Raw genomic sequence first — 25,349 nt, forward strand, 5'->3', positions numbered from 1 at the left:
CCCGCGGGACAGGTGGCCGAGTGGTTTAAGGCAGCGGTCTTGAAAACCGCCGTAGGGGTGACTCTACCGTGGGTTCGAATCCCACCCTGTCCGCCAGATCCCCCGACGCGACGCTACGGTTCGATCTTCCAGCCGATGGCGACTTGTCCGCGGCTGATTGCCGCACAGGTGGCCGACCGCATTTCGAATGACATACGTGTCGGCCCGGACGCAGACATCGCGTCCCCCTTGTCCTTCCGCCGCATTGCCGGATGTCCTGGTCCTCCCTGTGCGTCAGCCATTTCTGAGAAAGGGCAACCGGGAAGAGATTGCGGGAATGCGGGTCCGTGACGATGCAACGGCCAGTCTTCCTCGGACGCGCCTGAAAGAAGCTCCTCTCCGGTACTGACAGGCAGCACTTTGCCTGCGACCACAGCGCGTTCCCGATCAACCATCCTTTCTGGAAAGTCGGAAGGCGCGGAAGAATGCCCGCTATTGTCGCCGGCTGCCCAACGAACCGCCTGTCCATTGTCCATCAGAGCGGCCATTCGGAAAATGGTCAAAACTCTTGATGAACGGCCCTCGCTGGCACTGGAAGCCATGCCTCGGCATCAGAGTGCTCCAGCGTAGACGCAGTATTCATCACTGTCGGACGCGGCCCGCCATCCTCGTTACATCGCCGCCTTCGTCAGGCAGTCCATGCCAGCCAAGGTTTCGCGAACGGCGATCTTGAGCGGCGTGCGGGGCTCGGCGCCAAGAACCGCCACAAGACGCGCATTACCCATGTGGGTCGGTGTCATCCACAGATAGCGCATTTCCGCCAATTCACGGAACAAGGGCACGAAAGGCGTCAGCATCCGCATCAAGAACCATGGGAACCGGCGTAGCTTGAGCTCCAAATTGCCGCTCGCCTGGCGGATGGCCGCGATCATCTGCGTGCCGTCGGCATCCCAGTGGCCTTCCATGTGGAACACCGCGAAGGTCTCCAGCGCATCCGCTCTCTCCAGAAGCTGGACCATCGTCTCGGCGACATCGGGCAGATAGGCCCATTGATGGCCGATGCCGCGCTTGCCGGGGTAGCTGATTGCCGTCACCGGCCTGCCGGGCTTTACGAGACCTTGCGAGAACCAGTTATTGGCGGCCTTCGGGCCGAAGAAATCGCCAGCGCGCACGATCAGGACAGGCGTGCCGGTTTCTGCAGCGGCGCGCAGCCGTCGCTCCATCTCCACGCGAATGCCACCCTTGAGGGTGACCGGATGCTGCGGCGAGTCCTCTTCCAGCTCGGGAAAGGCGTCCGGCCCGAAATTGTAGACCGTTCCCGGCAGGACGATGCGCGCTCCGGCCGACCGGGCGGCGGCGATCGTGTTGTCCAGCATCGGCAGCACCAGTTTGCCCCAGTTGCGATAGCCAGGGGGATTGACCGCGTGGACGATCGTGGAGACGCCCTTGGCAGCCGCTGCCACATCGGCCGCGGACATTGCGTCGCCCTGGACCCAATGGATGCCCGATTCCTTCTCCTCCGGGGAAAGCCGGTTCGGGTTGCGATTGAGCGCGCGAACCGTCCAGCCGCGCGCCAGAAGGCGGCGGGCGACCTCTCCGCCAATGCCTCCGGTGGCGCCGAGTACGAGAGCCGTATGAGGGGTCATGATCTGTCTCCGCCGTCTGGGTCTCACCCCAAGGTGGAGACTCTTCGAGTTAAACGAAATTGCAGAAATTCGTGCAGTATCTATACTGAAATAGATGAGCGCAGCCGAACCCGACTGGAATCTCTACCGCAGCTTTCTGGCCGTGCTGCGGGAGCGATCCCTCTCGGCAGCGGCCCGCGCCCTGAACCTGACGCAACCGACCCTGGCCCGTCACATCGATGCCCTGGAGGATGCCTGGGGGTTCGAACTGTTCACCCGCTCCCAACAAGGTTTGGCGCCGACCGAAGCGGCGCTCGAACTTGCACCCTATGCAGAGACTATCGAGGCCAATACCGCAGCGATGTTGCGCACCGCCTCCGGCCTCGGCGCAGTGGCCAAGGGGACGGTGCGTATCAGCGCCAGCGAGATTGTCGGGGCCGAGATATTGCCGCCCGTGCTGGCCGAGCTCCGCCAACGCTATCCCGGGTTGGAGTTCGAGCTGGTTCTCTCCAATGCCATCGACAATCTCCTGCGCCGGGACGCTGACATCGCTGTGCGCATGGTGGAGCCGACGCAGGAGGCATTGGTGGTGAGAAAACTCGGCACCGTCAGCCTCGGCCTTCATGCCCACAAGGACTATATCGTCCGGGCCGGTAAGCCGGCTTCGTTCAATGACCTGGCTCATCACAGCCTGATTGGGTTCGATCGCGAAACACCCGCGATCCGGGCCATGCGCAGCCGCGTTCCCGGCGCTGAAACCCTGCACTTCGCCTTCCGCGCCGACAGCGACATCGCACAGTGGCGCGCGGTTCAATCCGGCTTCGGCATCGGCATCTGTCAGGTTGGGTTGGCGAGGCGGGAGCTGAACCTGGTGCGGCTATTGCCGGATGTCTTCGATCTCAAGCTCGGCCTGTGGCTGGCGATGCATGAGAATCTACGAGCGACTCCACGTTGCCGCGCCGTGTTCGATGGGTTGGCTTCCGGCCTGACGAAGTATTTGAGCGTGTAACCGTCAATTATTCGTCGTCCGCAGAGGCGCCAGCATCACTCGTGCCTTGAGACCGAACATCTCGGCGTAAGAATGCGGGAAGTGCACGCCAAAGGAACTGGCAGGCACCGCCGGAATCGAGCAATCCAGCATGGCGCAGCGACTGGCCCCGGTGAGACGCGATGACATGATCCGGCGAGGGCCGGGTCCGAAGGGCGGGCGAAGCAGCCTCATCTCCCTGACGGCGAGTGCGTTGGATTGGTTGGGGCCAGGGCGCACCACTCTGCGTCAAAGCAACGCAGAGGCGCTCAGGGGAGTCAGCTTCGCCGAAGGCCGGGCGCTGGTGGGAAATGCTTCACCATGTCCATGCCAGGCAACGTAAGCCTGGCAGGAGAAGCACCGGCTGCCCACCTAGCATTGCCATCGAAGCGGCGCCGGCCGGTTGCTGTCCGACAGAGCGGACACGCGCCGGAAGGTTACGCCGTGGGCGAGACAGGGCTTAGCCGCGCCCTGATGCTGTTCGCGGCGGCAACGCGCCCTGGTGGTCCCGCCTGTCGACCAACGGGCGACCGCCGCGGCGACTGACCGGCGCGTGGACCATCCCCAGCGGGAATGTTCGGAAATCCGGACACGGCGCCCGGGTGACGTCCACCGGTCCGAACATTCTTTGCCGACAATCAGAATGATTAGTAAATAAAACAATAACTTAATCCGCAGCAGGCAAGTGGCAAGCCGCTTGCTGAAGCTGCCGCATGACCGGCCCTGCCGCCCTGCCCTGCCCGCCGCCTCTGCGCCCCCGTCCTGCGACGGCTGGACGCGCCGGGGTGTCGCGCGCCATCTGCGGCCCGCCGCGCGCGCATCGGGCCGCGCGCCGAGCCAGGGAGCGCACGCGCCGACGCATGAGGCCGATCATCAGGAAATCCACCACCCTCGCCGTCCGCCTGCCCCTGCTGGTCGGGCTCGCGGTCTTCTTGTCGGCCGTCGGCACCACGCATCTGGCGCTGAGCCTCACCGAGCGCGAGCGCGACCAGGAGGCGGAGCGCCTGGCCGGCGTCTATGTCGACAGCCTGGCGGGGCTGACCCTGCCGCTGATCCGCAGCGGCGACCTGGCCGGGCTGGAGGCGACGCTGGAACGCGGCATGGGCTTCCAGCGCGGCGTCAGCGACCTGGCCATCGTCGTCGCCGATCCGGAGGGACGCCCCCTCGCCCGCATCGGCCAGCCGACCGAGGAGCCGCCGATGGCCTTCGGCCTGACCCGCGCCCACTGGTCGCCCAATCCGGCGGCCGACACCGCCTGGCTGCAGCTCGAGCTTGGCGAAGGCGGCAAGGTCGAGGCGCTGATCGCGGCGCAGCTGGCCTTCCCCGAGCAGGCGGCGCGGCACCGCCGGCTGATCTGGCGGCTGACCCTGCTGGACGCGGCGCTGGCGGCGGCCGCGGCGGGGCTGTCGATGCTCTTCGCACGGCGGATGATGCGGCCGATCCTGGCGGTGACCGAGGCGCTGCGGCACGCCGGCCAGGGCGGCTTCTCCCCGCTGCCCGCCGACTGGCGCGATGCCGAGGCGGCGGGCCTCGCCGAGAGCTACAACACCATGGTCGGCCGGCTGCAGGAGCGCGAGGTTCTGGCGGCCAGCCTGGCCGAGCGCGAGCGCGCTGCGGTGCTCGGCCGGCTGGCCGCCAGCCTGGCGCACGAGGTGCGCAACCCGCTGGCGGGCATGCTGACGGCGCTCGACACCATCCGCCGCTTCGGCGATGCGCCGGAGCCGCGCGGCCGCGCGCTCGACCTGGTGGAGCGCGGGCTGCAGCAGATCGAGGCGGTGGTGCGCGCGACCCTGGCCAGCCACCGCCAGGATGACGAGCGCCGGCCGCTGCTGGCCGAGGATCTCGAGGATCTGCGCCTGCTGGTCTGGCCGGGGGCGCAGCGCGGCAACGTGCGGCTCGGCTGGCGCATCGACCTGCCGCTGCCCTTTGCCACCGACGCGCTGCGGCTGCGCCAGCTGCTGCTCAACCTCCTGCTCAACGCCGTGGCCGCGACGCCCTCGGGGAAAGCCGTGTCGCTCACCGTCAGGATGCAGGACGGATCGCTCGAGGCCCGCGTCGAGGACGAGGCGGGCGGCCTTCCCGCCAATGCCGATCGCCGCCTCTCCGGCGAGTCCGATGCCGAAGGCGGGCTCGGCCTCGAGATCGCCGGCAAGCTGGCCGCGGCGCTCGGCGCGCGGATCGAGACGGCGCCGCGCCCGGGCGGCAGCTGCATCACCGTCACCGTCCCGCCCCGCGCGGAGGCCTCGGCATGAGCGCCGCCACGCCGCGTTCGGTCGTCCTGATCGAGGATGACGAGGTGCTGGGCGAATCCCTGGTGCAGCGGCTGACGCTGGAGGGCGTCGCCACGCAATGGGCGCGCAGCCTGCGCGAGGGCGAGGCACTGCTGCGCCGGCACCGGCCCAACCTGATCGTCAGCGACATCCGCCTGCCCGATGGCAGCGGCGAGGCGCTGCTGCTGCGGCTGATGCCGGAGCTCGGCGGCACGCCGATCATCGTCATCACCGCGCATGGCGACGTGGCGCAGGCCGTGCGCCTGCTGCGCGCCGGCGCCGATGACTACGTGGAGAAGCCCTTCCCGGCGCAGCTGCTGCTCGACAAGCTTTCTTCCCTGTCCGACTGGTCGCCGCCGGCGCCGCCGCCGACCGGCGAAGCGGGATGGCGGTCGCCGGCGATGCAGCGGCTGCGGCGGCACCTGCTGAAGCTCGGCCAGGTCGACAGCACCCTGCTGCTGGGCGGCGAGAGCGGCGCCGGCAAGGAGGTCGCCGCCCGCCACCTGCACGAGGTCAGCCGCCGCGCGGAGCAGCCCTTCGTCGCGGTGAACTGCGCGGCCATCCCGGAGGACCTGCTGGAGAGCCAGGTCTTCGGCCATGAGCGCGGCGCCTTCACCGGCGCGATGACGCGCCAGGTCGGGCTGGCCGAGCAGGCCGGCCAGGGCACGCTCTTCCTCGACGAGGTGGCCGAGCTCGGCCCGGCCTCCCAGGCCAAGCTGCTGCGGCTGCTGCAGGAGCGCAGCTTCACCCGGCTGGGCGGGCGGGAGACGCTGCCGCTCGGCGCGCGGCTGGTCGCCGCCAGCAACGCCGATCTCCGCGCCCGCGTCGAGCAGGGGCGCTTCCGCGAGGACCTTTTCTTCCGCCTCGCCGTGGTGGAGCTCACCGTGCCGCCGCTGCGCGAAAGGCCGGAAGACCTCGGCGAGCTGGCCTCGCATTTCCTGGCGCATTTCGCCCGCAGCTTCGACCGCGCCGAGCCGCAGCTGAACGCGGAAAGCTTCGACGCGCTGCTGGCGCATCCCTGGCCGGGCAATGTGCGCGAGCTGCGCAACCGCATCGAGCGCGCCATGGTGCTGGCCGAGGGGCCGCGGCTGGAACCGGCCGACCTGTTCCCCGAGCGCCGTGCCGAGGACAGCGCGCCGCTGTCCCTCGCCGCCGCCCGCGACGCGGCGGAGCGCGCGCATATCCGCCGGGCACTGGCCCGCAGCGGCAATCGCCTGGGCGACGCGGCGCAGCTGCTCGCCATCTCGCGCACCACCCTGTGGGAGCGGATGAAGCGGCTCGGGCTCAAGAGCTAATACCCCTGGAGGACGTCCTGTTGAAAGCGACGAGAGATTGGGCCGACATCATCGGCGGCCTGCTGCTGCTGCTGGCCGGCGCCTGGTTCATGAGCATGGCCGCCGATCATTCGATGGGCAGCCTGCGCCGCATGGGGCCGGGCTTCATGCCGATGGGCATCGGCGTGCTGGTGATGGTCTTCGGCCTGCTGGTCGGGCTGCCGGCCCTGTTCCGCGCCGGCGCCATGCCGCTGCCCGAATGGCGGCCCTTTGCCACGATCTGCCTCGCGGTGCTGGGCTTCGCGCTGGTCGTCGAGAAATTCGGCCTGGTCCCGGCGACGGTCGTGCTGACCGTGATCGCCGCGCTGGCGGAGCCGCAGATCCGCCCACTGCGGCTCGCCCTGCTCTGCGCCGCGCTCTCGGCGCTCGGCGTCGGCGTCTTCGTCATTGGCCTCGGCATCCCGCTGGCCGCTTTCCGGTGGCCCGTCTGATGGAAATGCTCGGCAACCTGGCGCTCGGCTTCAACGAAGCCTTCGCGCTGCAGAACCTGCTCTACTGCTTCTTCGGCGTCTTCCTTGGCACCTTCATCGGCGTGCTGCCCGGCATCGGGCCGCTGGCCACCATCTCCATGCTGCTGCCGCTGACCTTCCACGTGCCGCCGACGGCGGCGCTGGTGATGCTGGCCGGCATCTATTACGGCGCGCAATATGGCGGCTCCACCGCCTCGATCCTGATGAACCTGCCGGGTACGCCGGGCGCCGCCGTGGTCTGCCTCGACGGCTATCCGATGTCGAAGCAGGGCCGCGCCGGCGTCGCGCTGTTCATGACGACGGTCGCCTCCTTCGTCGGCAGCTCGATCGGCATTATCATCCTGACCGCCTTCTCGCCGACGCTCGCCGATGTCGCCCTGGCCTTCGGCCCGGCCGACTACTTCTCGATGATGCTGCTCGGCCTGATCGCCGCGGCGGCCCTCGCCCAGGGCTCGCCGGCCAAGGGCATCGCCATGGTGCTGCTCGGCCTGGCGCTCGGCATGGTCGGTACCGACGTGCAGACCGGCGTGCAGCGCTTCACCTTCGGCATCCCGCAGCTGTCCGACGGCATCAACCTGGTGGCGCTGGCCATGGGCCTGTTCGGCGTGGCCGAGGTGATCAGCAGCATCAACCGCATGCGCGCCGTGTCGAAGCAGAAGAGCCAGGACATCACCCTGCGCTCGATGATCCCGACCCGCAGCGACGTGAAGCAGTCCTGGCGCCCGATGCTGCGCGGCAGCGGCGTCGGCTCCTTCTTCGGCACGCTGCCGGGGGCCGGCAGCACGATCGCCGCCTTCGTCTCCTACGCCGTCGAGAAGCGCGTGTCCCGCACGCCCGAACGCTTCGGCAAGGGCGCCATCGAGGGCATCAGCGCGCCCGAGGCGGCCAACAACGCCGCCGCCCAGACCGCCTTCATCCCGACGCTGACGCTGGGCATCCCGGGCGATGCGGTGATGGCGCTGATGCTGGGCGCCATGATCATCCAGGGCATCCAGCCAGGCCCGCGCCTGGTCGCCGAGCATCCCGAGCTGTTCTGGGGCCTGGTCGCCAGCTTCTGGATCGGCAATGTCCTGCTGGTCATCCTGAACATCCCGATGATCGGGCTCTGGGTGCGGATGCTGCGTATCCCTTACGGCATCCTCTATCCGTCGATCCTGCTGTTCATCTGCATCGGCGTCTTCAGCGTCAACAACAGCGCCTTCGACGTGCTGGTCGTCATGCTCTTCGGCGTGGTCGGCTATGCCATGATGCTGCTGCGCTTCGAGCCGGCGCCGCTGGTCCTCGGCTTCATCCTGGGGCCGCTGATGGAGGAGCATCTGCGCCGCGCCATGCTGCTCTCCCGCGGCGATGCCATGGTCTTCCTGCAGCGGCCGATCAGCGCCAGCTTCCTGGCGGTGACCTTCGCGCTGCTGGCCTGGTCGCTCTATGCGGCGGTCAGGGCGCAGCGGAAGGCGCAGCCGGCCATGGCCAGCGGCTGATGCCGGCCCGATGACCCTGCCGGGGGCCTCGACCCTGCTCGCCTGGGTCGAGGCGCATGCCGCCTGGGCCCCGGCGGCGGTCTTCGCCCTGGCCTTCGCCGAATCCCTGCCGCTGCTGGGCCTGTTCGTGCCCGGCTCGGCGATCCTGCTGGGCATCGGCGTGCTGATCGCGCTCGAGGCCCTGCCGGCGGCGCCGGTCATGCTGGCCGCCATGGCCGGCGCGGCGCTCGGCGACAGCAGCGGTTTTCTGCTGGTCCGCTGGCTGGGCCGTGGCGCCGCGCGGCGCTGGACTCCGGCACGCGCGCGCCGGCTGCAGGCGCGCGCGGTGCTGGTCTTCCGGCGCTGGGGCTGGTGGGCGGTCTTCCTCAGCCGCTTCTTCGCGCCGCTGCGGGCCTTCGTCCCCGTCATCGCCGCGCTCTCGGGCATGTCCATGGCGCGGTTCCAGAGCGCCAATATCCCGTCGGCCATCCTCTGGGCGCCGGTGGTGCTGCTGCCGGGGCAGCTCGCCGCCTGGGCCGCCCGCCTGCTCGACGGGCCGGCCGCCCTGGCCGGGGCGCTGCTGCTGGCGGCGGGCGGCCTGCTGCTGCTGCGCCGGCGCCGCGCCGGCTAGAGGGGGGCGGCCTGAGGCGGCATCACCGGGAAGCCCGCATCACGCGCCCCCGGACTCTGTCCTAGGCGCGCGGCGCCAGCCCGGCCTCCCGCACCAGCCCGCGCAGGGCTGCCTCGGCCTCCGCCAGCCGCCGGGAGAAGCCGCCGGCATCCGGCTGCAGCGGTCGCGCGCCGAAGCCGCGCAGGATGCGGCCCAGCTCGGGATCGGCGGTCGCCGCGCCGAGCGCCGCGGTCAGCGTCAGCCGCAGGTCGCGTGGCGCCGCGGCGGCGGTGAAGATGCCGTGCCAGCCCAGCGCCTCGATGCCCTGCAGCCCGATCCCGGCGAAGCCCGGCAGCGCGCCCAGCCAGCCCGGGCCGCCGGGATGGCTGCTGGCGACGGCGCGTATCCGTCCGGCCGCCACCATCGGCCCCAGGCTGGCGCTGCCGAGGAAGCCGGCCGCCAGCCGGCCGGTCGCCAGGTCGCGCTGGATGCCGCCGCCGCCGCGATAGGGGACATGCTCCAGCGCCAGCCCCTGCCGTGCGGCCAGCAGCGCCCCGGCCACATGGCCCAGGCTGCCAAGGCCGGCGGAGCCATAGGGCAGCGGCGCCTGCGCCATCCGCGCCATCCCGAGCAGGCCGGCCACGTCGGTGATGCCAGAGGCGGCCGGCACCGCCAGCAGCATCGGCGTCTCGGCCACCGCGCCCAGGCCCGTCAGCTGCACCGGCGCCGGTTCTCCGCCCCTCTGCAGCAGGGCCGGGACCAGCAGGGATGAATCCTCGAGCAGCAGGGTCGCACCATCGGGCGGCGCGGCGGCCAGGGCCTGCAGCGCCAGCAGACCGCCGCCGCCGGCGCGATTCTCCACCAGCACCGGCTGGCCCAGGAAGCCGGCGAGCCGCGGCTGCAGCAGCCGGGCGATGCGGTCCGCCGCGCCTCCCGGGGCGGCCGCCACCAGCAGCCGCAGCGGCACGCCCGGCCAGGCCGGCCGCGACCGCAGCGCCGGCGCCGCCAGGCCGAGCGCCAGGCCGAGCGCCGGTCCCGCCACCACCAGCGGCAGCAGCCATCGCCGCAGCGGCGGGCGCGCGACCTGATGGGCCAGGCGCAGCATTGCCGGCCGGGAGAATCCGCCCCGCCGCCCCGTCCGGCGGGGTGGCGCAGGCAGGCGATGGTCTGGCGGCATGGCGGCATTCCTCTCGCGACGGATGCCGGCCGGGACCCAAGTTCCGTGCCAGGGGTGCTGCCCCTTGCCGGCCGCGCCCCGACCGGCCCGGGCGTCCGGAACGCCGAACGCGGGGCGGCGGCGGCGTCCGGCCTTCCGGACGTCAGCCGGGCGGCGCCGGGCGCAGCGCCAGGGTGAAGCAGGCGCCGCCGCCGGGGGCGCCCCCCACCGCCACGCTGCCGCCATGGATCTCGGCCGCGCGCTGGACGATGGCCAGGCCCAGCCCGGCGCCGCCACGCCCTGCCTGCTGGCGGCGACGGGAGCGCCAGAAGCGGCGGAACACCAGCTTGCGCTCGAATTCCGGGATGCCGGGGCCGCTGTCGGCCACCTCGACCTGCGCCGCGGCGGTGACCGTCAGCCGCACCGTGCCGCCTTCCGGCGAATGACCGATGGCATTCTCCAGCAGGTTGACCAGGGCCTGGGACAGCGCCTCCTCCTCGGCCAGGACCATCACCGGCAAGGCCGGCGTCGCGCAGTCCAGGGCGATGCCGCGCGCCTCGGCCAGCGGCGTCAGGTAGTCTGCCAGATCCGCCGCCAGCAGCCGCAGGTCGAGGCGGCGGTCGGGGCGCAGCGCGCGGTCGTCGAGCGCGGCAATCGCCAGCAGCTGGCCGACCATGCGCTCCAGCACGCCCAGGTCGCGCGCCAGCGGCGCCGCCGCGGCGCGGTCCGGCACCAGGTCGAGCTGCGCCTGCAGCACCGCTAGCGGCGTGCGCAGCTCATGCGCCGCATCGGCGATGAAGCCACGCTGCTCGGCCTGGGCGGCCTCCAGCCGGGCCAGCGCCTCGTTGAAGGTGCGCAGCATCGGCAGCAGCTCGCGCGGCACCCCATCCTCGCGCAGCCGCCCGCCCGCGCCGCCGGCGGCGATGCCCTCGGCCTGCGCGGCCAGGTCGCGCAGCGGCCGCTTCAGCCGCTGCAGCAGCCAGAGCATGGCCAGGCAGAGCACCAGGAAGACCGGCAGCACCAGCCAGACCACGTCGCGGACGAATTCCGAGGCCGCATCGTCCAGCAGCACGTCCGGATGCTGCAGGTCCTCGGCCACCTGGATCGACAGCGCCTGGCCGTCGATCACCGCGGGGATGGCCAGGCCGCGCCAGTCGCGCTCGGCCCGGTCCAGGGTGAAGGGGCGCGGCGCCGGGCCGGGATCCGGGATGGTCAGCGGCGCCGCGGCATTGGCGCCGACCAGGAAGCGGCCCTCGGCATCGACCACGGCGAAGGCGGCCCGGCCATAGGCCGGCGAGAAGGCGGCGGCGACATCCTCCGGCAGCGCCAGCCGCCAGCCCTCGGGCCGGTGCTCGAGATGGCGGATGATCACCGCGGCGCGGCCGGTCAGCGCGCGTTCCTCGAGCTGGCGCAGCGCCTCGGCATTGCGGCCGGCCAGCAGCAGGATCAGCATCGCCGCCGCGGTGGCGAGGCTCGCCAGCAGCGCGATGGCGGCGCCGGTGGTCAGCGAGGCAGGCGCGCCGCGCCGGCTCATGCCAGCGCCAGCCGGTAGCCGGCGCCGCGCTCGGTGTGGATCGCCAGGCCGCATTCCAGCGCCGCCAGCCGGCGCCGCAGCCGCGAGACATAGACCTCCACCGCATTCGGCCCGACGGCGCGGTCGAAATTGCTCAGCGCCGTCTCCAGCCGCGGCTTGGCGACGAAGTTCTGCGGCGCGCGCAGCAGCAGCTCCAGCACCATCATCTCGCGCCGCGGCAGCGGCTGGATGACGCCGTCGACGGTCAGCCGGCGGGTGGCCGGCTCCAGCGCGAGGCGCCCGAGCGTCAGCAGCGTCGCGGCCGGCACCGCCGCGCGGCGGCAGGCCGCGGCAATGCGCGCCACCACCTCCTCCAGCGCGACCGGCTTGATCAGGTAGTCGTCGGCGCCGGCATTCAGCCCGGCCACGCGCTCGGTCAGCCGGGCCCGCGCGGTCAGCAGCAGCACCGGCAGCCGCGCGTCGCGCCGGCGCAGCGCGCGCAGCAGGTCGATGCCGTCGCCATCCGGCAGGCCGAGATCGAGCAGCAGCGCCTGGTAGCCGATGCTGGCCAGCGCCGCCTCGGCCTCGGCGGCGCTGGCGACATGGTCGACCGCCCATCCGGCGCGCTCCAGCCCGGTAGCCAGCAGCCCGGCCAGGCGGGGATCATCCTCGGTCAGCAGAATCCTCATGGCGCCCCGTGCCTAGCCCAGGCCGGCGGGCAGGGAAACCCGGCCGGGAATCTGACAACCCTGTCAGCAGAATGACAGGTCGGGCCGCGAGACAGGTCGCGCCGCCACGGTGGCCGGCTCGGGCGAGCCGGGCAGGACCGGCGGGGGCCGGCCAGGTTGCGCATCCGCTGACCGGCCCCCGCCACGGCGCTCCGCCCCCCGGAGCTCCCTCCTGCCCGGCCGCCCGGCCAGCCCCTGCGCGGCGCCTCGTTCCTGTCCGGAGACTTCGCCCCAGTGTCCAACCCCATTCCCTCGCGCCGCCCGGCGTCGCGCTCCTTCTGGCTCGGCAGCGCGGCGCTGCTCGGCAGCCTGGCGGTCGCCGCCCCCGCCGCGGCGCAGAGCGCGGCCAGCCTGCGCGGCGAGCTCAATGCGCTGCAGAACCGGCTGCAGGCGCTCGAAGCCGCGCAGCAGCGCAGCGCCGCCGAGGCCGCCCGCGCCGAGGCCGAGCAGGCGCAGATCCGCTCCCGCCTGGCGGCGCAGCCCAGCCTCGCGGGCAGCTTCCCGCGCTCGGTGAAGATCCCGGGCACCGAGACCTCGGTGCGGCTCTACGGCTTCGCCCGGCTGACCGGCTCCTATGACTTCGCCGGCCGCAACCGCAGCGACGTGCAATCGGCCCATTCGGTGCCGCTGACGCGTGGCGCGGCGGCCCGCCAGGGCGGCGACTTCCAGTTCGGCGCGCGGCGCTCCCGCATCGGCGTCGAGACCCGCACGGAGACCGCGCATGGCGTGGCGCGCAGCGTGCTGGAGATGGATTTCGCCGGATCGCAGAGCACCGCCAGCACCAGCAGCCAGGGCAACTGGATCCCGCGCCTGCGGCATGCCTATGTCGAGCTCGCCGGCTTCACCCTGGGCCAGACCACCTCGCTGTTCGGCGACACCGCCAATCCCGAGTTCCTCGATTCCTATACCTATCTGGGCCTGACCGGCTTCCGCCAGGCGCAGCTGCGCTACACCGCGGGCCTGGGCGGGGGCGCCAGCCTGTCGGTGGCGCTGGAGAATCCGGTCAGCGACTTCACCGCCGATGGCGGTTCCCGCGTGCCGGATTCCGAGAGCAGCAGCCCGGCGGTCGCCATCAACCGCATGCCCGACCTGACGCTGCGGCTGATGCAGACCGGCTCCTGGGGCAATGTCGCGCTGCAGGGCCTGGTCCGCCGCATCGACTACACCAACAAGGCGCCGCTCGATCCGGCGCAGCGCTTCGATGGCGAGCAGTGGGGCTATGGCCTGGCGCTCGGCGGCTCGGTGGCCACCTTCGGCAAGAGCCGCGCCTTCGGCCGCGTCGCCTATGGCGAGGGCATCGGCCGCTACCTCGAGGTGATCGGCTCGGGCGCCACCAGCAATGCCGGCCTGGCCGGGGTGACGGCGCGGAATGCCTCGCTCGACCTGGTGAAGACCTCGACGGTCGTGCTCGGCTACCAGCAGTGGTGGACCGACACCGTGCGCAGCACCGTCGCCGGCGCCCTCGCCCGCAACAGCTACTCGTCCTATGCGCGGGATTTCTCGGCCGCCACCCAGAACCAGCTGAACCGCACCACCGGGCAGTTCGTCGCCAACCTGGTCTGGTCGCCGATCCCCGACCTCGATGTCGGCGTCGAATACGACTATGCCGAGCGCGGGCTGCTGTCCCGCTCGACCGAAGGCGCCCGGCGCGGTGTCGGCCAGCGGCTGCTGACCACGGCGACCTACCGCTTCTGATCGCGGCGGCGGGCGACGGCATCGCTGCCCGCCCGCCGCCGGCGCCGGCTTCAGCCGACCGGCAGGCCGAGCTCGGACAGCACCGTCATCAGATGCTGCTGGGTATAGGGCTTGGCGACGAAGCGCAGCCTGGCGTCCTGCGCGAGGCGCGCCTGGACGACGTCGCTGACATAGCCGCTGGCGACGATGATGGGGAGCCGGGCATCCTGGTTGCGCCATTCCCGCGCCAGGACATCGCCCTTCTCGTCCGGCAGCCCGATATCGACGATCACCGCGTCGATCGGCTGCGCCGCCTCGCGGAAGGCGGTCCGCGCCGACCGGGCCGAGCCCGCCTCGACCACCTCGTAGCCGGCGGCGCTCAGCCCCATGGCGGACACCATGCGCACCAGCGGATCGTCCTCGACGACCAGGATCCGCGGCGTGCGGGCAGCCGCCTTGACGCCGCCGCCCAGCACGGCCCGCAGCCGGCGGCCGAGCACGGCGAAGGTATAGGGCTTGTTCAGCAGCTCCACGCCCGGCTCCAGCACGCCGTCGCGCAGCACCGCATCGGTGGCATAGGCGGTGGCATAGACCACCTTGAGATCGGGCCGGCGGCGCAGCGCCTCCTCGGCCAGCTGGCGGCCGTTCATGCCGTTCGGCAGGCCGAGATCGGTGAACAGCAGCTCGATGCCCGGCTCCTGCTCGAGGACGCGCAGCGCCTCGGGGCCGTCGCCCGCCTGCAGCGTGCGGTAGCCGAGCTCGGCCAGCAGGCCGAGGGCGTAGCGGCGGACATCCGGATTGTCCTCCACCACCAGCACCAGCTCGCCATTGCGGCTGACGAAATCCTCCGGCGCCGTGTCGTCGTCGCGGTGCCGGGCCGGCTCGGCCTCGGCGCGCGGCAGCAGCAGGACGACCGAGGTTCCCGCGCCGGGCCGCGAGCTGATGCGGACATGGCCGCGGCTCTGACGGCAGAAGCCATAGACCTGGCTCAGGCCGAGCCCGGTGCCATGCCCCTCGCCCTTGGTGGTGAAGAACGGCTCGAAGGCGCGCGACAGGGTCGCCTCGTCCATGCCGCTGCCGCTGTCGGAGACGCTGATCTCGATGAAGCGGCCGGGCGCCAGATCGCCCGCCTCGCGGCCGCCGGCTGCGTCCAGCGCGGCCTCGTCCAGCGTGACCTCGCGCGTGCGGATCGCCAGGCTGCCGCCCGCCGCCATGGCGTCGCGCGCATTGACCGCCAGGTTGAGGACCGCGCTCTCCAGCTGGTTGCGGTCGGTCAGGGCCAGGCAGGCCTTGGGCGCGCAGTCGACGCTGATGGCGATGCCCTCGCCGAGCGTGCGCTGCAGCAGGTCGGACAGGCCGAGCACCAGCTCGCCGACATCGACCGGCCGGAACTCGAGCGGCTGGCGGCGGGAATAGGCCAGCAGGCTCCGGGTCAGCCCGGCGGCGCGCTCGGCGCTGCGCAGGGCGCCGTCGAGCAGCTCGCGCTCCTCCTGCGGCCTGGCGCCGTCCTGGCGGCGCTGCAGCGTGTCGAGCGCGCCGATGATGACGGTCAGCAGGTTGTTGAAGTCATGCGCCACGCCGCCGGTGATCTGGCCGATCGATTCCATCTTCTGCACCTGGCGCAGCCGCTGTTCCAGCAGCTCGCGCTCAGTGAGGTCGCGCCCGGTGGCGTGGAACAGGCCCTCGGCCGTCGGCACCCAGGTCCAGAGGTAGAGGCGGTAGCCGCCCTCCCGGTGGCGCAGCCGGGCGGCGAAGTCGCGCACCACCTGGCCGCGCGCGATGGCGCCCAGGTGCTGATGCGCCGGCGCGACATCCTCGGGATGCAGGAAGGCATCCAGGCGCTGGCCCGGCAGCGCCTCGGGATCGTGCCCCAGAGCCTCCCGCCAGGCCGGGTTGGCATGCTGGCAGACACCGTCCGCGCCGCAGATCAGCAGCAGGTCATGGCTGATGGTCCAGACCAGGTCACGCTCCCGCGTGCGGGTCTCCACCATGCCTTCGAGGCGGGCGTTCAGCTCGCGCAGCCGCGCCTCCGCCTGGTGGCGGCCGCGCCGCTCCGCCGCCTCGCCGAAGGCCCGCTTGACGGCGCCGGGCAGCCGCTCCTTCATGACGAAGTCGGTGGCGCCGCGCTTCATCACCTCGACGGCGCGTTCCTCGCCCAGCGTCGCGGAGACGATGATCACCGGCAGCTCCGGCCGCCGCGCCATCACCAGGTCCAGCGCGCTCAGGCCATCGAATTCCGGCAGCTTGTAGTCGGCCAGGACGATATCGAAGGGCTGCGCCGCCAGGAGGGCCTCGAAATCCGCCCGGGTCCAGACCCGCTCCGCCACATGGGCCATGCCGCCGCGGTCCAGCGCCTCGCTGATCAGCTCGGCGTCGAGGGCGCTGTCTTCCAGGATCAGGACGCGCGCCGGATGTCCAGGCAGGGTCAAACCTCGGTCACCTTCATCGGCTGGGTCTGGCGGCGCGGCGGATGCGGCTCGTTCAGGATCGCCCAGAACATGCCGACGTCGCGGATGGCGGAGAAGAATTCCTTGAAATCCACCGGCTTGACGACGAAGGCATTGACGCCGAGGCGGTAGCTCTGGACCAGGTCGCTCTCCTCGCGCGAGCCGGTCAGCATGACCACCGGCACGTGCCGCAGCTCGTCGCTACGCTTGATCCGCTCCAGCACCTGCAGCCCGTCGACCTTCGGCAGCTTCAGGTCCAGCAGCACCACCGCCGGATCGCCGGAATCCCGGTTCTCGTGCTTGCCCTGGCAGAGCAGCCAGTCGAGCGCCTCCGCCCCGTCGCGCGCCGTCACCACCTCATTGGCCAGCTGGCTGCGCTCGAGGGCGGTCAGGGTCAGCTCGAGGTCCTTCGGATTGTCCTCGACCAGCAGGATCGGCTTCAGCGCGGCCATGGCTCAGTCCTCCATCCGGCGGGGGATCGCGACGGAGAAGGTCGCGCCCTGCCCGACGGCGCCCTCCGCCCAGGCGCGGCCGCCATGCCGCTCGGCGATGCGGCGCACATTGGCCAGCCCGATGCCCGAGCCCTCATAGTCCTCGACGCGATGCAGCCGCTGGAACACGCCGAAAAGCTTGCCCACATACTTCATGTCGAAGCCGACACCATTGTCCCGCACGAAATAGATCGTCTCCTGGCTGGTCTGTTCGCTGCCGACATGGATGCGCGCCGGCGAGCGGTCCCGGCTATACTTGATGGCGTTGGACAGCAAATTCTCAACCACCTGCCGCAGCATTCTCTGGTCGCCCCAGACCGGCGGCAGGCGCTCGACCTGCCATTCGACCTCCCGCCCGGCCAGGTCCAGGGTGAGCGAGCGGCGGACCTCCTCCACCACCCGGTTCATGTCGACCTTGCGCAGCGTCAGCGCCGAGCGGCCCATCTGCGAGAAGCCCAGCAGCTCATCCACCAGCTTCCCGGCCGAGGTGGCGGATTCGATGATCGTCTCGATGTAGCGCCGGCTGCGCGCGTCCAGGATCCCCTCGTTGCGGTCCTTCAGCAGCTCGGCATAGCCGACGATATGCCGGAACGGCGCGCGCAGGTCGTGGCTGATGGAATAGGAGAAGGCCTCCAGCTCCTTGTTGCTGCGCTTCAGCTCGCTGGTCAGCAGCGCCATCTCCTCGGCCTGGCGCATGACGATGGTGACGATGGCCCGGCGCAGCCCGACCACCGCGTCGATCTCGGCCGCCGACCAGGGGGTGGCGGTCTGGCGCACCGTCTGCTGCCAGGCGGCGAAGGATTTGCGCGGATGCAGCCGCTCGTCCTGCAGGCTCTTGCGCGGGTCGCCGCCCCAGCGGACGGTCCGCACCAGTTCGGCGCGGAACCACAGCACGTAGCTCGCATGCACCTGCGAGATCGAGATGGCCAGCAGCCCGCTCGCCCGCTCGGCGAGGCCCTCCGCCCCCGGCATGGCGGCGGCGAGGCATTCCGTGTGGAAGACCCCCTCCTGGACGATCGCCGTCGAGGGCAGCCAGGCCGCGATCGCCCTGGCCGCCGCCTCGCCCGGCGTCGCGGCGACCAGCCGCACCTCCTCGCCGACGATCACCGCCGCGCCATCGGCCTGGGCCAGCGCCAGCAGCTCCTCGGGGTGGTGCACCATGGCCTGGACGAAATTGTCCTCGCCCGCCATCAGCGCCAGCAGCCGGGTCTGGATGGCCTGCCGCGCCTCCCGCTGCCTGGCCTCCGAGGCGCGGGCCAGCGCGAAGATCTGCATGGCCAGCACCTGCCCCAGCAGGTCGCAGGCGGTGCGGACATGCACCGGGACGCGGCGGGGTGTCGCGTTGTGGCAGGAGATCAGGCCCCAGAGCTGGCCGTCCTCGACGATCGAGATCGACAGCGAGGCGGGGGTGCCCATGTTGCGCATGTATTCGACATGCACCGGCGAGACGCTGCGCAGCACGCAATGGGTGAGGTCGAGCGGCGGATGCCCGTCCTCCGCCGCCAGGATCGGCACCGGGCGATAGGCGGAATCGGGAATGATGCGGAGCCGGTTCAGCCGGTACAGCTCGCGCGCCTGGGCCGGGATGTCGGAGGCGGGGAAGCGCAGGTTCAGATAGGAGGGCAGCGCCTCGTTGCGGTCCTCGGCGACGACCATGCCGTTCCAGGCCGCGTCAAAGCGGTAGAGCAGCGTGCGGTCGAAGCCGGTGACCCGGCGGATCATGCCGGTGGCCGCGGCGATCAGCGTCGCCACATCGGGCAGCGCCTGCAGCTCGTCGATAAAGGCGCGCAGCTGGGGGTAGAGCGCATCGAGCGAGCCCTGCTCGCCGGGCCTGGCCTCCTCGAGCTCCAGCAGGATCGCGCCCTCGTGCCGGTGGGCGATCGCGTTATAGGCCTGCCCTGCCAGGGTGAGGGTGCGCAGATGCGCGATGCCCTGTTCCGGCACCCGCGTGAGCAGATCACCCGGCAGCGCCTCGCCGCCCGCGGCGAGCACCTCGGCCAGCGGCCGCCCCAGCGCGGCCGGCAGCGCGTCGCGCAGCACCGCCGCCGCATTGGCGCTGGCATGGCTGAGCTGCAGCTCGGGCCCCTGCAGGCGGAGGAACACCCCATGCGGCTGGATGCTGCCCGGGGTCCGGATCGGCTCCTGGGCGCACAGCGCGAATTCGGTGATCTGCAGGTCCGGCGCGTGCGGCTCCATGTCGGTGCATCCCCCTGGGGCAGGCGCGCAAGCCCCAATCCATCGGCCGGGCTGGAGCAGGCCAGGCGACAGCCTGGGCGCAAGCCCCTCCTCCGCGCGGCGAAACTCCCGTCAACCCCATGCCCTGTCAACTGGCGGGCCCTTCGCCGCACCGCGCGGGCTGAGCAATTTCCCTGGAGCCGTGCGGGTCGCTTGCTCCGGCGGCGCCGCACCGAGGGCTGCCCGCGAAGTCGTGTGATTAATCGCAGCGATGTGCAGCGCCGCGGGGCTGCCCATCGGCGCGGCTTCGGTCCAGATCTGCGGCCTCCCCATGATCCAGGAAGATGCGATGCTCAAAACGCTGATGGCCGCCACCGCGCTCCTCACCCTGCCGGCCCTGCTGGCGCCGGCTGCGGCGCAGACCGCGCCCAGCCTGCGGCCGACCCGCGACGTTGCCGTCACCTACAAGATGGTCGGCGGCCCGGCGGTGCCCGGCGCCCCGGCGGGCCAGGAAATTCGCATGGCCTGGAGCGCCGCCACCGGCAAGCAGCGCGTCGATCCGCCGGGCGGCATGGGCTGGATGCTGATCGACCGCCAGGCGAACACCGCGGTCATGGTGATGGAGCAGCAGCGCTCGATCATGACCATGCCGCCCGCGACCGTGGCGCAGATGACGCAGGAGATGCCGGCCGATGCCCGCTTCACCCGCAAGGGCAGCGCCACGGTCGCCGGCACCGCCTGCACCGAATGGGACGTGGTCACGTCGCAGGTGAACACCACGCTCTGCGTCACCGATGACGGGGTGATGCTGCGCGCCGTCGGCCAGGCGCCGAATGGCGGCGGGCCGCGCGGCATGGAGGCGACCGAGGTGCGCTACGCCCCGCAGGAGGCGGCGCGTTTCACCGTGCCGGCCGACTACAAGCCGCTGCAGCTCGGCCAGATGCCGGGCGCGACGCCTGCTCCCGGCGCTGCCCCGGCGCGCTGAGGCAAGGCGCGAGGCCGTGGCCTGAAGCCTCTGCCCGCGGCAGGCGGAATTCCGCTTGCCGCGGGCGCGGGCTTGCGCCGCAATCCTCCCAAGGGCCGGGCAAACGGCCCGGATGGGAGGAAGACCATGACCTGCAAGGACGCCCCCTTCGGCCGGCGCCTGCCGCGCCGCAGCCTGCTCGCCGGACTGGCCGCGCTGGCCGCGCCGCCGGTTCTCGCGGCCCCCGGCGAATGGCCGGCCCGGCCGGTGCGGCTGATCTGCCCCTTCCCGGCCGGCGGCACCACCGACCTCTGCGCCCGCATCGCCGCCGAGATCCTGGCCGGCGCCCTGGGCCAGCCCTTCGTGGTCGACAACCGCTCGGGCGCCGGCGGCAATATCGGCGCGGCCCAGGCGGGCCGGGCCGAGCCGGACGGCTACACCCTGCTGCTGAGCTCGCCGGGGCCGCTGTCGATCAATGCGCATCTCTACCGGGAGATGGGCTTCGACGGGCTGCGCGACTTCGCGCCCATCAGCCAGGTGGCCGAGCTGCCCAACCTGATCGCCGCGCATCCAAGCCTCGGCGTCCGCGATGCCGCCGGGCTGATCGCCCTGGCGAAGACCCGGCGCCTGACCTATGGCGAGACCAGCATCGGCGGCAGCACCCACCTGGCCGCCGAGCTGTTCCGCCTGCAGGCCGGCATCGAGGCCGAGCATATCTCCTAACGGGGCTCGGCGGACATGATGCCGGATCTGCTGGCCGGGCGGATCGACTATGGCGCCGACAACCTGCCCTCCATGATGCCGCATGTGCGTTCGGGCGCGCTGGTCGGCATCGGCGCCACCAGCGCCACCCGCTGGAGCGGCGCACCCGGCCTCCCCGCCATCGCCGAGACCCTGCCGGGCTACGAGGTCACCGCCTGGTTCGGCGTGGTCGCGCCGCGCGCCACGCCACCGGCGATCCTGCAGAAGGCGCAGGCCGCGCTGGCCGCCGGGCTGCGCCAGCCCGCGGTGGTCAGCCGGCTGACTGAGCTCGGCGCCATCCCGCTCGGCGACAGCGCGGAGAACTTCGCCGCGCGGATCCGCTCGGAACACGAGAAATGGGGCGGGGTGATCCGCCAGGCCGGCATCCGGCTGCAGTGATCATTCTGCCGCCCTGGCCCGGGCATAGGCGCCCGGCGGCAGGCCGACATGGCGGGCGAAGGCGGTGCTGAAGGTGCTGGCCGAGCTGTAGCCGACCTGCCCCGCCACCTCGGCGAGGCCGGCGACGCCGCGCCGCAGCAGGTCCTTGGCCAGCGCCATCCGCCAGTGCAGCAGGTAGTCCATCGGCGTGACGCCGACGACGCGGCGGAAGCGGTCGAAGAAGGCCGAGCGCGACAACGCCGCGGCACGGGCCAGCTGCGCCACCGTCCAGGGCGCTGTCGGGCTGTCATGCATCCGCCTGAGCGCCACGGCGACCCGGTCGTCGGCCAGGCCGCGCAGCAGGCCGGAGGGGGCAGCGGGCCCGGCGGTCGCGCGCAGCGCCTCGATCAGCAGCACCTCCAGCAGGCGCTGCAGCACCACCTCGCGCCCCGGCCGCGCGGCGCGCGATTCGTCGTCGACCAGCTGCACCAGGGTCAGCAGGCGGCCCTGGCCGCGGACATGCAGCAATCGGGGCAGCAGCGACAGCAGCAGCGCCGCGTCAGGCGAGGCGAAGCGGCAATAGCCGACCATGCTGCGGCTGCTGGGGGGGCCGTCGGGATCGCCCAGGCGATAGACCCCCGGACGCAGCACGGTGGGCAGGCTGTCCGGCAGGCTTGGCCCGGCGGAAAGGCTGGCCATGGAAAAATCATGCGCCGCGGGGACGAGGACGAAGTCGCCGGCCTGCAGCAGCACCGGCGCCTCCATGCCGAGGGTCAGGCGGGCGCTGCCCTCCAGCACCGCGCAATAGAAGGGCCGCCCTGCCTCGGCGCGGCTGACGCGCCAGGCGCCGGCGCCCTCGACCAGCTTGGAGAAGCCGGCGCTGGGCTGCAGCAGCCCCACGACCTGGGTCAGGGGGTCGGCCATATCCGGACTCCTGCGAATGTTTCCCGGATTATCGATTGTAGGACGTCTGGCGCGTCCCGCCTATCTGTGGCCTCGCTGACAGAAGGAAAGCTCCATGCCCAGCATCCTGATCACCGGCTGCTCCTCCGGCTTCGGCCTGGAGACAGCGCGCCTCTTTCTCGACCGCGGCTGGCAGGTCACCGCCACCATGCGTTCGCCGCGCGACGATCTCCTCCCGGCCTCCGACCGGCTGCGGATCGTGGCGCTGGACGTCACCGATGCCGCCAGCATCAAAGCCGCCATCGAAGCAGCCAATGGCGCCTTCGGCCCGATCGACGTGGTGGTGAACAATGCCGGCCTCGGCCAGCTCAATGCGCTGGAGGGCGTCTCCCTCGCCGCCATCCGCGAGATCTTCGAGACCAACACCTTCGGCACCATGGCGGTGACCCAGGCGGTGCTGCCGCAGTTCCGGGCGCGCGGGTCGGGCGTGGTGGTCAATGTCACCTCCACCGTGACCCTGCGGCCGCTGCACCTGCTGTCGGTCTATACGGCCAGCAAGGCGGCGGTGAATGCCTTCACCGAATCCCTGGCCCTCGAGCTGGCGCCCTTCGGCATCCGCGCCCGCCTGGTGCTGCCGGGCCGGGCGCCGGCCACCCGCTTCAGCGACAATGCCCGCGCCCGCATGGCCGACGCCATTCCCGAAGCCTATGGCCCGCTGGCGCAGCAGGTCTTCTCGGCCTGGCAGCAGGAGGATGGGCCGGTGACGACCGCCCGGGACGTGGCCGAGGCGGTCTGGCGCGCGGCCACCGACCCGGCCTGCCCGATGAAGCTGCCGGCCGGCGCCGATGCGATGATCCTGGCGGCCGAGGCGGCGGCGGCGGGCTGAAGGCGGGCTGCCAGCCCTCGCCGCAGGCGGCGAGGGTCAGGCGCAGCGCGGCAGCAGCATGACTGCCGCGCCGTCTCAGCCCCGGTCGTTCAGGAAGGGGTTGCTGCGGCGTTCCTCACCGAAGCTGGAGCCCGGACCATGGCCGCAGAGGAAGCGGATGTCGTCGCCGAGCGGCAGCAGCTTCTCCTTGATCGCGCGGATCAGGGCCTCGTGGTCGCCATAGGGAAAATCGGTGCGGCCGACCGAGCCGCGGAACAGCACGTCGCCGACAATGGCGAAATCCAGCGCCGGCGAGACGAAGGCCAGATGCCCCGGCGTGTGCCCCGGGCAGTGGAACGTCAGGAAGTCCTGGCCGGCGATGGCGATGGTCTCGCCCTCTTCCAGCCAGCGGTCGGGGGTAACGCTTTCGATGCCCTCGATGCCGAAGCGCTCGCCCTGCTCGGCCAGGCCCTCCAGCAGCGGCGCGTCGCGGCGGTCCGGGCCCTCGACCGGGACGGGCGCGCCCTGGCGGGCTTCCAGCTCCCGCTTCAGCGCCGCGGCGCCGCCGGCATGGTCGAGATGGCCATGCGTCAGCAGGATCCGCTCGACGGTGAAGCCGGCCTTGTCCAGGCCAGCCAGGATGCGCGGCACGTCGCCGCCGGGGTCGATCACCGTGCCGCGGCGCGTCTCCGCATCCCAGATCAGGGCGCAGTTCTGCTGGAAGGGCGTGACGGGGATCTGGGCGACATGGAGCTGGGGCATGCGGCCTGCGTGCCATGCCAACGGCCGGCGATCAACCGCGGGCGATCAACCCGCGGCGAGCCCCCTGCCCGCCGCTCCGTCGCCCCCCCATCTCTCAGGCATGGCCCGACGTGGAAAGAAGATGACGCCGCCGGTGTGGCTCGCGGAAGCGGGCTTCGTCTTCCTGGCGCATAGCGCGCAGCTCTGGGCCAATCCGGCCCGGGCGGCAGCCCGGCTGACGCAGCTGGCGGCCGAGAAGCAGAAGGCCTTTGCCGAGGGCGCGGTGAAGGCCGGGCTGGCGGCGGCCAAAGGCGCCTCGCCGGCGGCCGTTGCCGAGGCGGCGATGGCCCCGGCGCGCCGCCGCGTCCGCGCCAATGCGCGGAAGCTGACCAAGGGCTAGCCAGCCTGCCAGGCCGGAACCGGGAAGGCCCGGTCATAGGCCAGGTTGAACAGGAAGGCATAGGCCAGGTAGAAGCCGGCGATCGCCAGGTCCATGACGAAGGCCTGCATCAGGGTGATGCCCAGATACCAGGCGATCGGCGGCAGCAGCACCAGCAGCAGCCCGGCCTCGAAGAGGAAGGCATGCAGCACGCGCAGCGCCAGGCCCTTCCGCGTATGCCCGGCCCAGCGCTGCATCACCCGGTCGAAGCCGATATTGTAGAAGAAATTCCAGACGGTGGCGGCGAGCGCGCTGCCGACGCCGATGACGCCCATGTGCTGGGCCGGCAGCCCGAAGGCCAGGCTGCCCAGCGGGATGATCAGGGCAAGGCCGACAGCCTCGAAGAGGATGGCGTGGCGGATACGGTCGCGGGTGGTGCGCATGGCGGTTCGACTCACGGAAAAACTCGAAGAGCCGCCGTTTCTATCTAGAATGCCGCCTGGACCAAGTTAGAAGCCAACTGGAAATTAGATAGATGACCGTGTCGATGGAGCAGCTGCAGGCCTTCGTCGCCGCCGCCGAGACGGGCTCCTTCTCCGCCGCCGGGCGAAGGCTGCGGAAGGCGCAATCGGCGGTCAGCACCCAGGTCGCCAATCTGGAGACCGATCTGGGCCTCGAGCTGTTCAGCCGCGCCGGCCGCAACCCGGCCCTTACCCCGGCCGGGCAGCGGCTGCTGGAGGAAGCGCGGGTGGTGCTCGACCGGCGCGAGCACCTGATCGGCGTGGCCAGCAGCCTGGAGCGCAAGGTCGAGAACCGGCTGGTGGTCGCCATCGACGAGCTCTATCCCGAGCATGCGCTGGGCGCCCTCTTCGCCGATTTCGCCCGCGAATTCCCCTATGTCGAGCTCGAGCTGCTGTTCCCGCTGATGGAGGATGTCAGCCGGCTGGTGCTGGCGGGGTCAGCCGATCTCGGCGTGATGTGGCGGCAGGAGGCGCTGCCGGTCGAGCTGGGCTTCCAGACCATCGGCTGGGTGCCGCTGAAGCTGGTCTGCGGCCGCACCCATCCGCTGGCCAAGGCGCGGGTGGAATGGGAGGAGCTGAAGCGGCACCGCCAGATCCTGGTCGCCGCCCGCAGCGACGGGCCGGAGAAGCGGCGGCTGCGCGTCGCCGCCGAGGTCTGGTGGGTGGAAAGCCACTGGGTGATCCTGGAGATGGTCAAGCACGGGATCGGCTGGGCCTTCGTCTCCGACCACGTGATCGCCGCCTCGCCCGCCGCCCCGGACCTGGTCACCCCCGATCTGCAGTTCGACGATGGCGACTGGCCGGTGGCGCTGGAGCTGGTCTGGCACAAGCAGCGCCCGCACGGCCCCGCCGCCGCCTGGCTGCGGCAACGCTTCGCCGCAGCCCGGATCGGAGAGTGAGC

At 71.6% G+C, this 25,349-nt stretch carries 21 protein-coding genes, 1 tRNA gene and 1 pseudogene; 13 read left to right on the plus strand and 10 right to left on the minus strand.

Annotated features, from left to right (window positions below):
• The first annotated feature begins 6 nt into the window (after positions 1–6).
• A tRNA-Ser gene (locus WFI16_RS06870) sits at positions 7–96 on the plus strand.
• A 554-nt stretch (positions 97–650) separates the two neighbouring features.
• Here WFI16_RS06870 and WFI16_RS06875 read toward each other — a convergent pair.
• A complete protein-coding gene (locus tag WFI16_RS06875; RefSeq protein WP_419897035.1) occupies positions 651–1,625 on the minus strand; it encodes an SDR family NAD(P)-dependent oxidoreductase in 975 nt (324 codons plus the stop codon).
• A 94-nt stretch (positions 1,626–1,719) separates the two neighbouring features.
• Here WFI16_RS06875 and WFI16_RS06880 point away from each other — a divergent pair, with 94 nt between their 5' ends.
• From WFI16_RS06880 to WFI16_RS06905, 6 genes are all read left to right on the plus strand, one after another.
• The gene (locus WFI16_RS06880; RefSeq protein ID WP_419897036.1) at positions 1,720–2,613 is read left to right on the plus strand and encodes a LysR family transcriptional regulator; all 894 of its coding nucleotides are present in this window, start codon (positions 1,720–1,722) and stop codon (positions 2,611–2,613) included.
• Between the two features lie 878 nt (positions 2,614–3,491).
• Positions 3,492–4,883, plus strand: a complete 1,392-nt coding sequence (locus tag WFI16_RS06885) for a HAMP domain-containing sensor histidine kinase (RefSeq protein ID WP_419897037.1) — start codon at positions 3,492–3,494, stop codon at positions 4,881–4,883.
• The gene (locus WFI16_RS06890) at positions 4,880–6,196 is read left to right on the plus strand and encodes a sigma-54-dependent transcriptional regulator (RefSeq protein ID WP_419897038.1); all 1,317 of its coding nucleotides are present in this window, start codon (positions 4,880–4,882) and stop codon (positions 6,194–6,196) included. The genes WFI16_RS06885 and WFI16_RS06890 overlap by 4 nt, the downstream gene beginning before the upstream one ends.
• A gap of 20 nt (positions 6,197–6,216) precedes the next feature.
• Complete coding sequence (locus WFI16_RS06895) at positions 6,217–6,666, plus strand: tripartite tricarboxylate transporter TctB family protein (protein WP_419897039.1); 450 nt, start codon at positions 6,217–6,219, stop codon at positions 6,664–6,666.
• The gene (locus WFI16_RS06900; protein ID WP_419897040.1) at positions 6,666–8,183 is read left to right on the plus strand and encodes a tripartite tricarboxylate transporter permease; all 1,518 of its coding nucleotides are present in this window, start codon (positions 6,666–6,668) and stop codon (positions 8,181–8,183) included. Before WFI16_RS06895 ends, WFI16_RS06900 begins: the two co-directional genes overlap by 1 nt.
• Before the next feature lie 10 nt (positions 8,184–8,193).
• On the plus strand, positions 8,194–8,793 hold the full coding sequence (locus tag WFI16_RS06905) for a DedA family protein (protein ID WP_419897041.1): 600 nt from the start codon (positions 8,194–8,196) through the stop codon (positions 8,791–8,793).
• A 61-nt stretch (positions 8,794–8,854) separates the two neighbouring features.
• Here WFI16_RS06905 and WFI16_RS06910 read toward each other — a convergent pair whose 3' ends face one another.
• The 3 genes from WFI16_RS06910 to WFI16_RS06920 form a co-directional block, all read right to left on the minus strand.
• Positions 8,855–9,877, minus strand: a complete 1,023-nt coding sequence (locus WFI16_RS06910) for a tripartite tricarboxylate transporter substrate binding protein (RefSeq protein ID WP_419897042.1) — start codon at positions 9,875–9,877, stop codon at positions 8,855–8,857.
• Positions 9,878–10,091: 214 nt separating this feature from the next.
• The gene (locus tag WFI16_RS06915) at positions 10,092–11,462 is read right to left on the minus strand and encodes an ATP-binding protein (protein WP_419897043.1); all 1,371 of its coding nucleotides are present in this window, start codon (positions 11,460–11,462) and stop codon (positions 10,092–10,094) included.
• Complete coding sequence (locus WFI16_RS06920; protein ID WP_419897044.1) at positions 11,459–12,130, minus strand: response regulator transcription factor; 672 nt, start codon at positions 12,128–12,130, stop codon at positions 11,459–11,461. Before WFI16_RS06920 ends, WFI16_RS06915 begins: the two co-directional genes overlap by 4 nt.
• 273 nt (positions 12,131–12,403) lie before the next feature.
• On the opposite strand from WFI16_RS06920, the gene WFI16_RS06925 reads away from it, so the two are divergent.
• Positions 12,404–13,864: a DcaP family trimeric outer membrane transporter gene (locus tag WFI16_RS06925; RefSeq protein WP_419897045.1), complete on the plus strand. Its 1,461-nt coding sequence runs from the start codon at positions 12,404–12,406 to the stop codon at positions 13,862–13,864.
• A 50-nt stretch (positions 13,865–13,914) separates the two neighbouring features.
• Here the strand turns inward: WFI16_RS06925 and WFI16_RS06930 are convergent, their stop codons facing one another.
• Genes WFI16_RS06930 through WFI16_RS06940 form a run of 3 tightly spaced genes read right to left on the minus strand, consistent with a single transcriptional unit; the run spans position 13,915 to position 18,977 of the window.
• Entirely contained in the window at positions 13,915–16,272 is a 2,358-nt protein-coding gene (locus tag WFI16_RS06930) for a response regulator (RefSeq protein ID WP_419897046.1), read from the minus strand.
• The gene (locus WFI16_RS06935) at positions 16,269–16,742 is read right to left on the minus strand and encodes a response regulator (RefSeq protein ID WP_419897047.1); all 474 of its coding nucleotides are present in this window, start codon (positions 16,740–16,742) and stop codon (positions 16,269–16,271) included. Before WFI16_RS06935 ends, WFI16_RS06930 begins: the two co-directional genes overlap by 4 nt.
• A 3-nt stretch (positions 16,743–16,745) precedes the next feature.
• Entirely contained in the window at positions 16,746–18,977 is a 2,232-nt protein-coding gene (locus tag WFI16_RS06940) for an ATP-binding protein (protein ID WP_419897048.1), read from the minus strand.
• Between the two features lie 328 nt (positions 18,978–19,305).
• Between WFI16_RS06940 and WFI16_RS06945 the strand changes: the two genes are divergently transcribed.
• Entirely contained in the window at positions 19,306–19,941 is a 636-nt protein-coding gene (locus WFI16_RS06945) for a DUF4412 domain-containing protein (RefSeq protein ID WP_419897049.1), read from the plus strand.
• Between the two features lie 126 nt (positions 19,942–20,067).
• Positions 20,068–21,060 (plus strand): annotated as a pseudogene (locus WFI16_RS06950) (Bug family tripartite tricarboxylate transporter substrate binding protein).
• On the opposite strand, the gene WFI16_RS06955 reads toward WFI16_RS06950, so the two are convergent.
• Positions 21,061–21,963 (minus strand): AraC family transcriptional regulator, encoded by a 903-nt coding sequence (locus tag WFI16_RS06955; protein ID WP_419897050.1) that lies wholly within the window; start codon positions 21,961–21,963, stop codon positions 21,061–21,063. It abuts the pseudogene before it with no gap.
• A 94-nt stretch (positions 21,964–22,057) separates the two neighbouring features.
• Between WFI16_RS06955 and WFI16_RS06960 the strand changes: the two genes are divergently transcribed.
• Positions 22,058–22,828 carry an SDR family oxidoreductase gene (locus WFI16_RS06960; RefSeq protein WP_419897051.1) on the plus strand — a complete coding sequence of 257 codons (771 nt, stop codon included), beginning with the start codon at positions 22,058–22,060 and terminating at the stop codon, positions 22,826–22,828.
• A 75-nt stretch (positions 22,829–22,903) separates the two neighbouring features.
• On the opposite strand, the gene WFI16_RS06965 is transcribed toward WFI16_RS06960, so the two are convergent.
• Positions 22,904–23,569: an MBL fold metallo-hydrolase gene (locus WFI16_RS06965; RefSeq protein ID WP_419897052.1), complete on the minus strand. Its 666-nt coding sequence runs from the start codon at positions 23,567–23,569 to the stop codon at positions 22,904–22,906.
• A 121-nt stretch (positions 23,570–23,690) separates the two neighbouring features.
• On the opposite strand from WFI16_RS06965, the gene WFI16_RS06970 reads away from it, so the two are divergent.
• On the plus strand, positions 23,691–23,948 hold the full coding sequence (locus WFI16_RS06970; RefSeq protein ID WP_419897053.1) for a hypothetical protein: 258 nt from the start codon (positions 23,691–23,693) through the stop codon (positions 23,946–23,948).
• On the opposite strand, the gene WFI16_RS06975 is transcribed toward WFI16_RS06970, so the two are convergent.
• Positions 23,945–24,370, minus strand: a complete 426-nt coding sequence (locus WFI16_RS06975) for a PACE efflux transporter (RefSeq protein WP_419897054.1) — start codon at positions 24,368–24,370, stop codon at positions 23,945–23,947. The genes WFI16_RS06970 and WFI16_RS06975 overlap by 4 nt on opposite strands.
• A gap of 92 nt (positions 24,371–24,462) precedes the next feature.
• Between WFI16_RS06975 and WFI16_RS06980 the strand changes: the two genes are divergently transcribed.
• Positions 24,463–25,347 (plus strand): LysR family transcriptional regulator, encoded by an 885-nt coding sequence (locus WFI16_RS06980; protein WP_419897055.1) that lies wholly within the window; start codon positions 24,463–24,465, stop codon positions 25,345–25,347.
• Positions 25,348–25,349 lie beyond the last annotated feature (2 nt).

The sequence above is a fragment of the Roseomonas sp. USHLN139 genome (genome assembly GCF_037145735.1).
Lineage (GTDB): Bacteria > Pseudomonadota > Alphaproteobacteria > Acetobacterales > Acetobacteraceae > Pseudoroseomonas.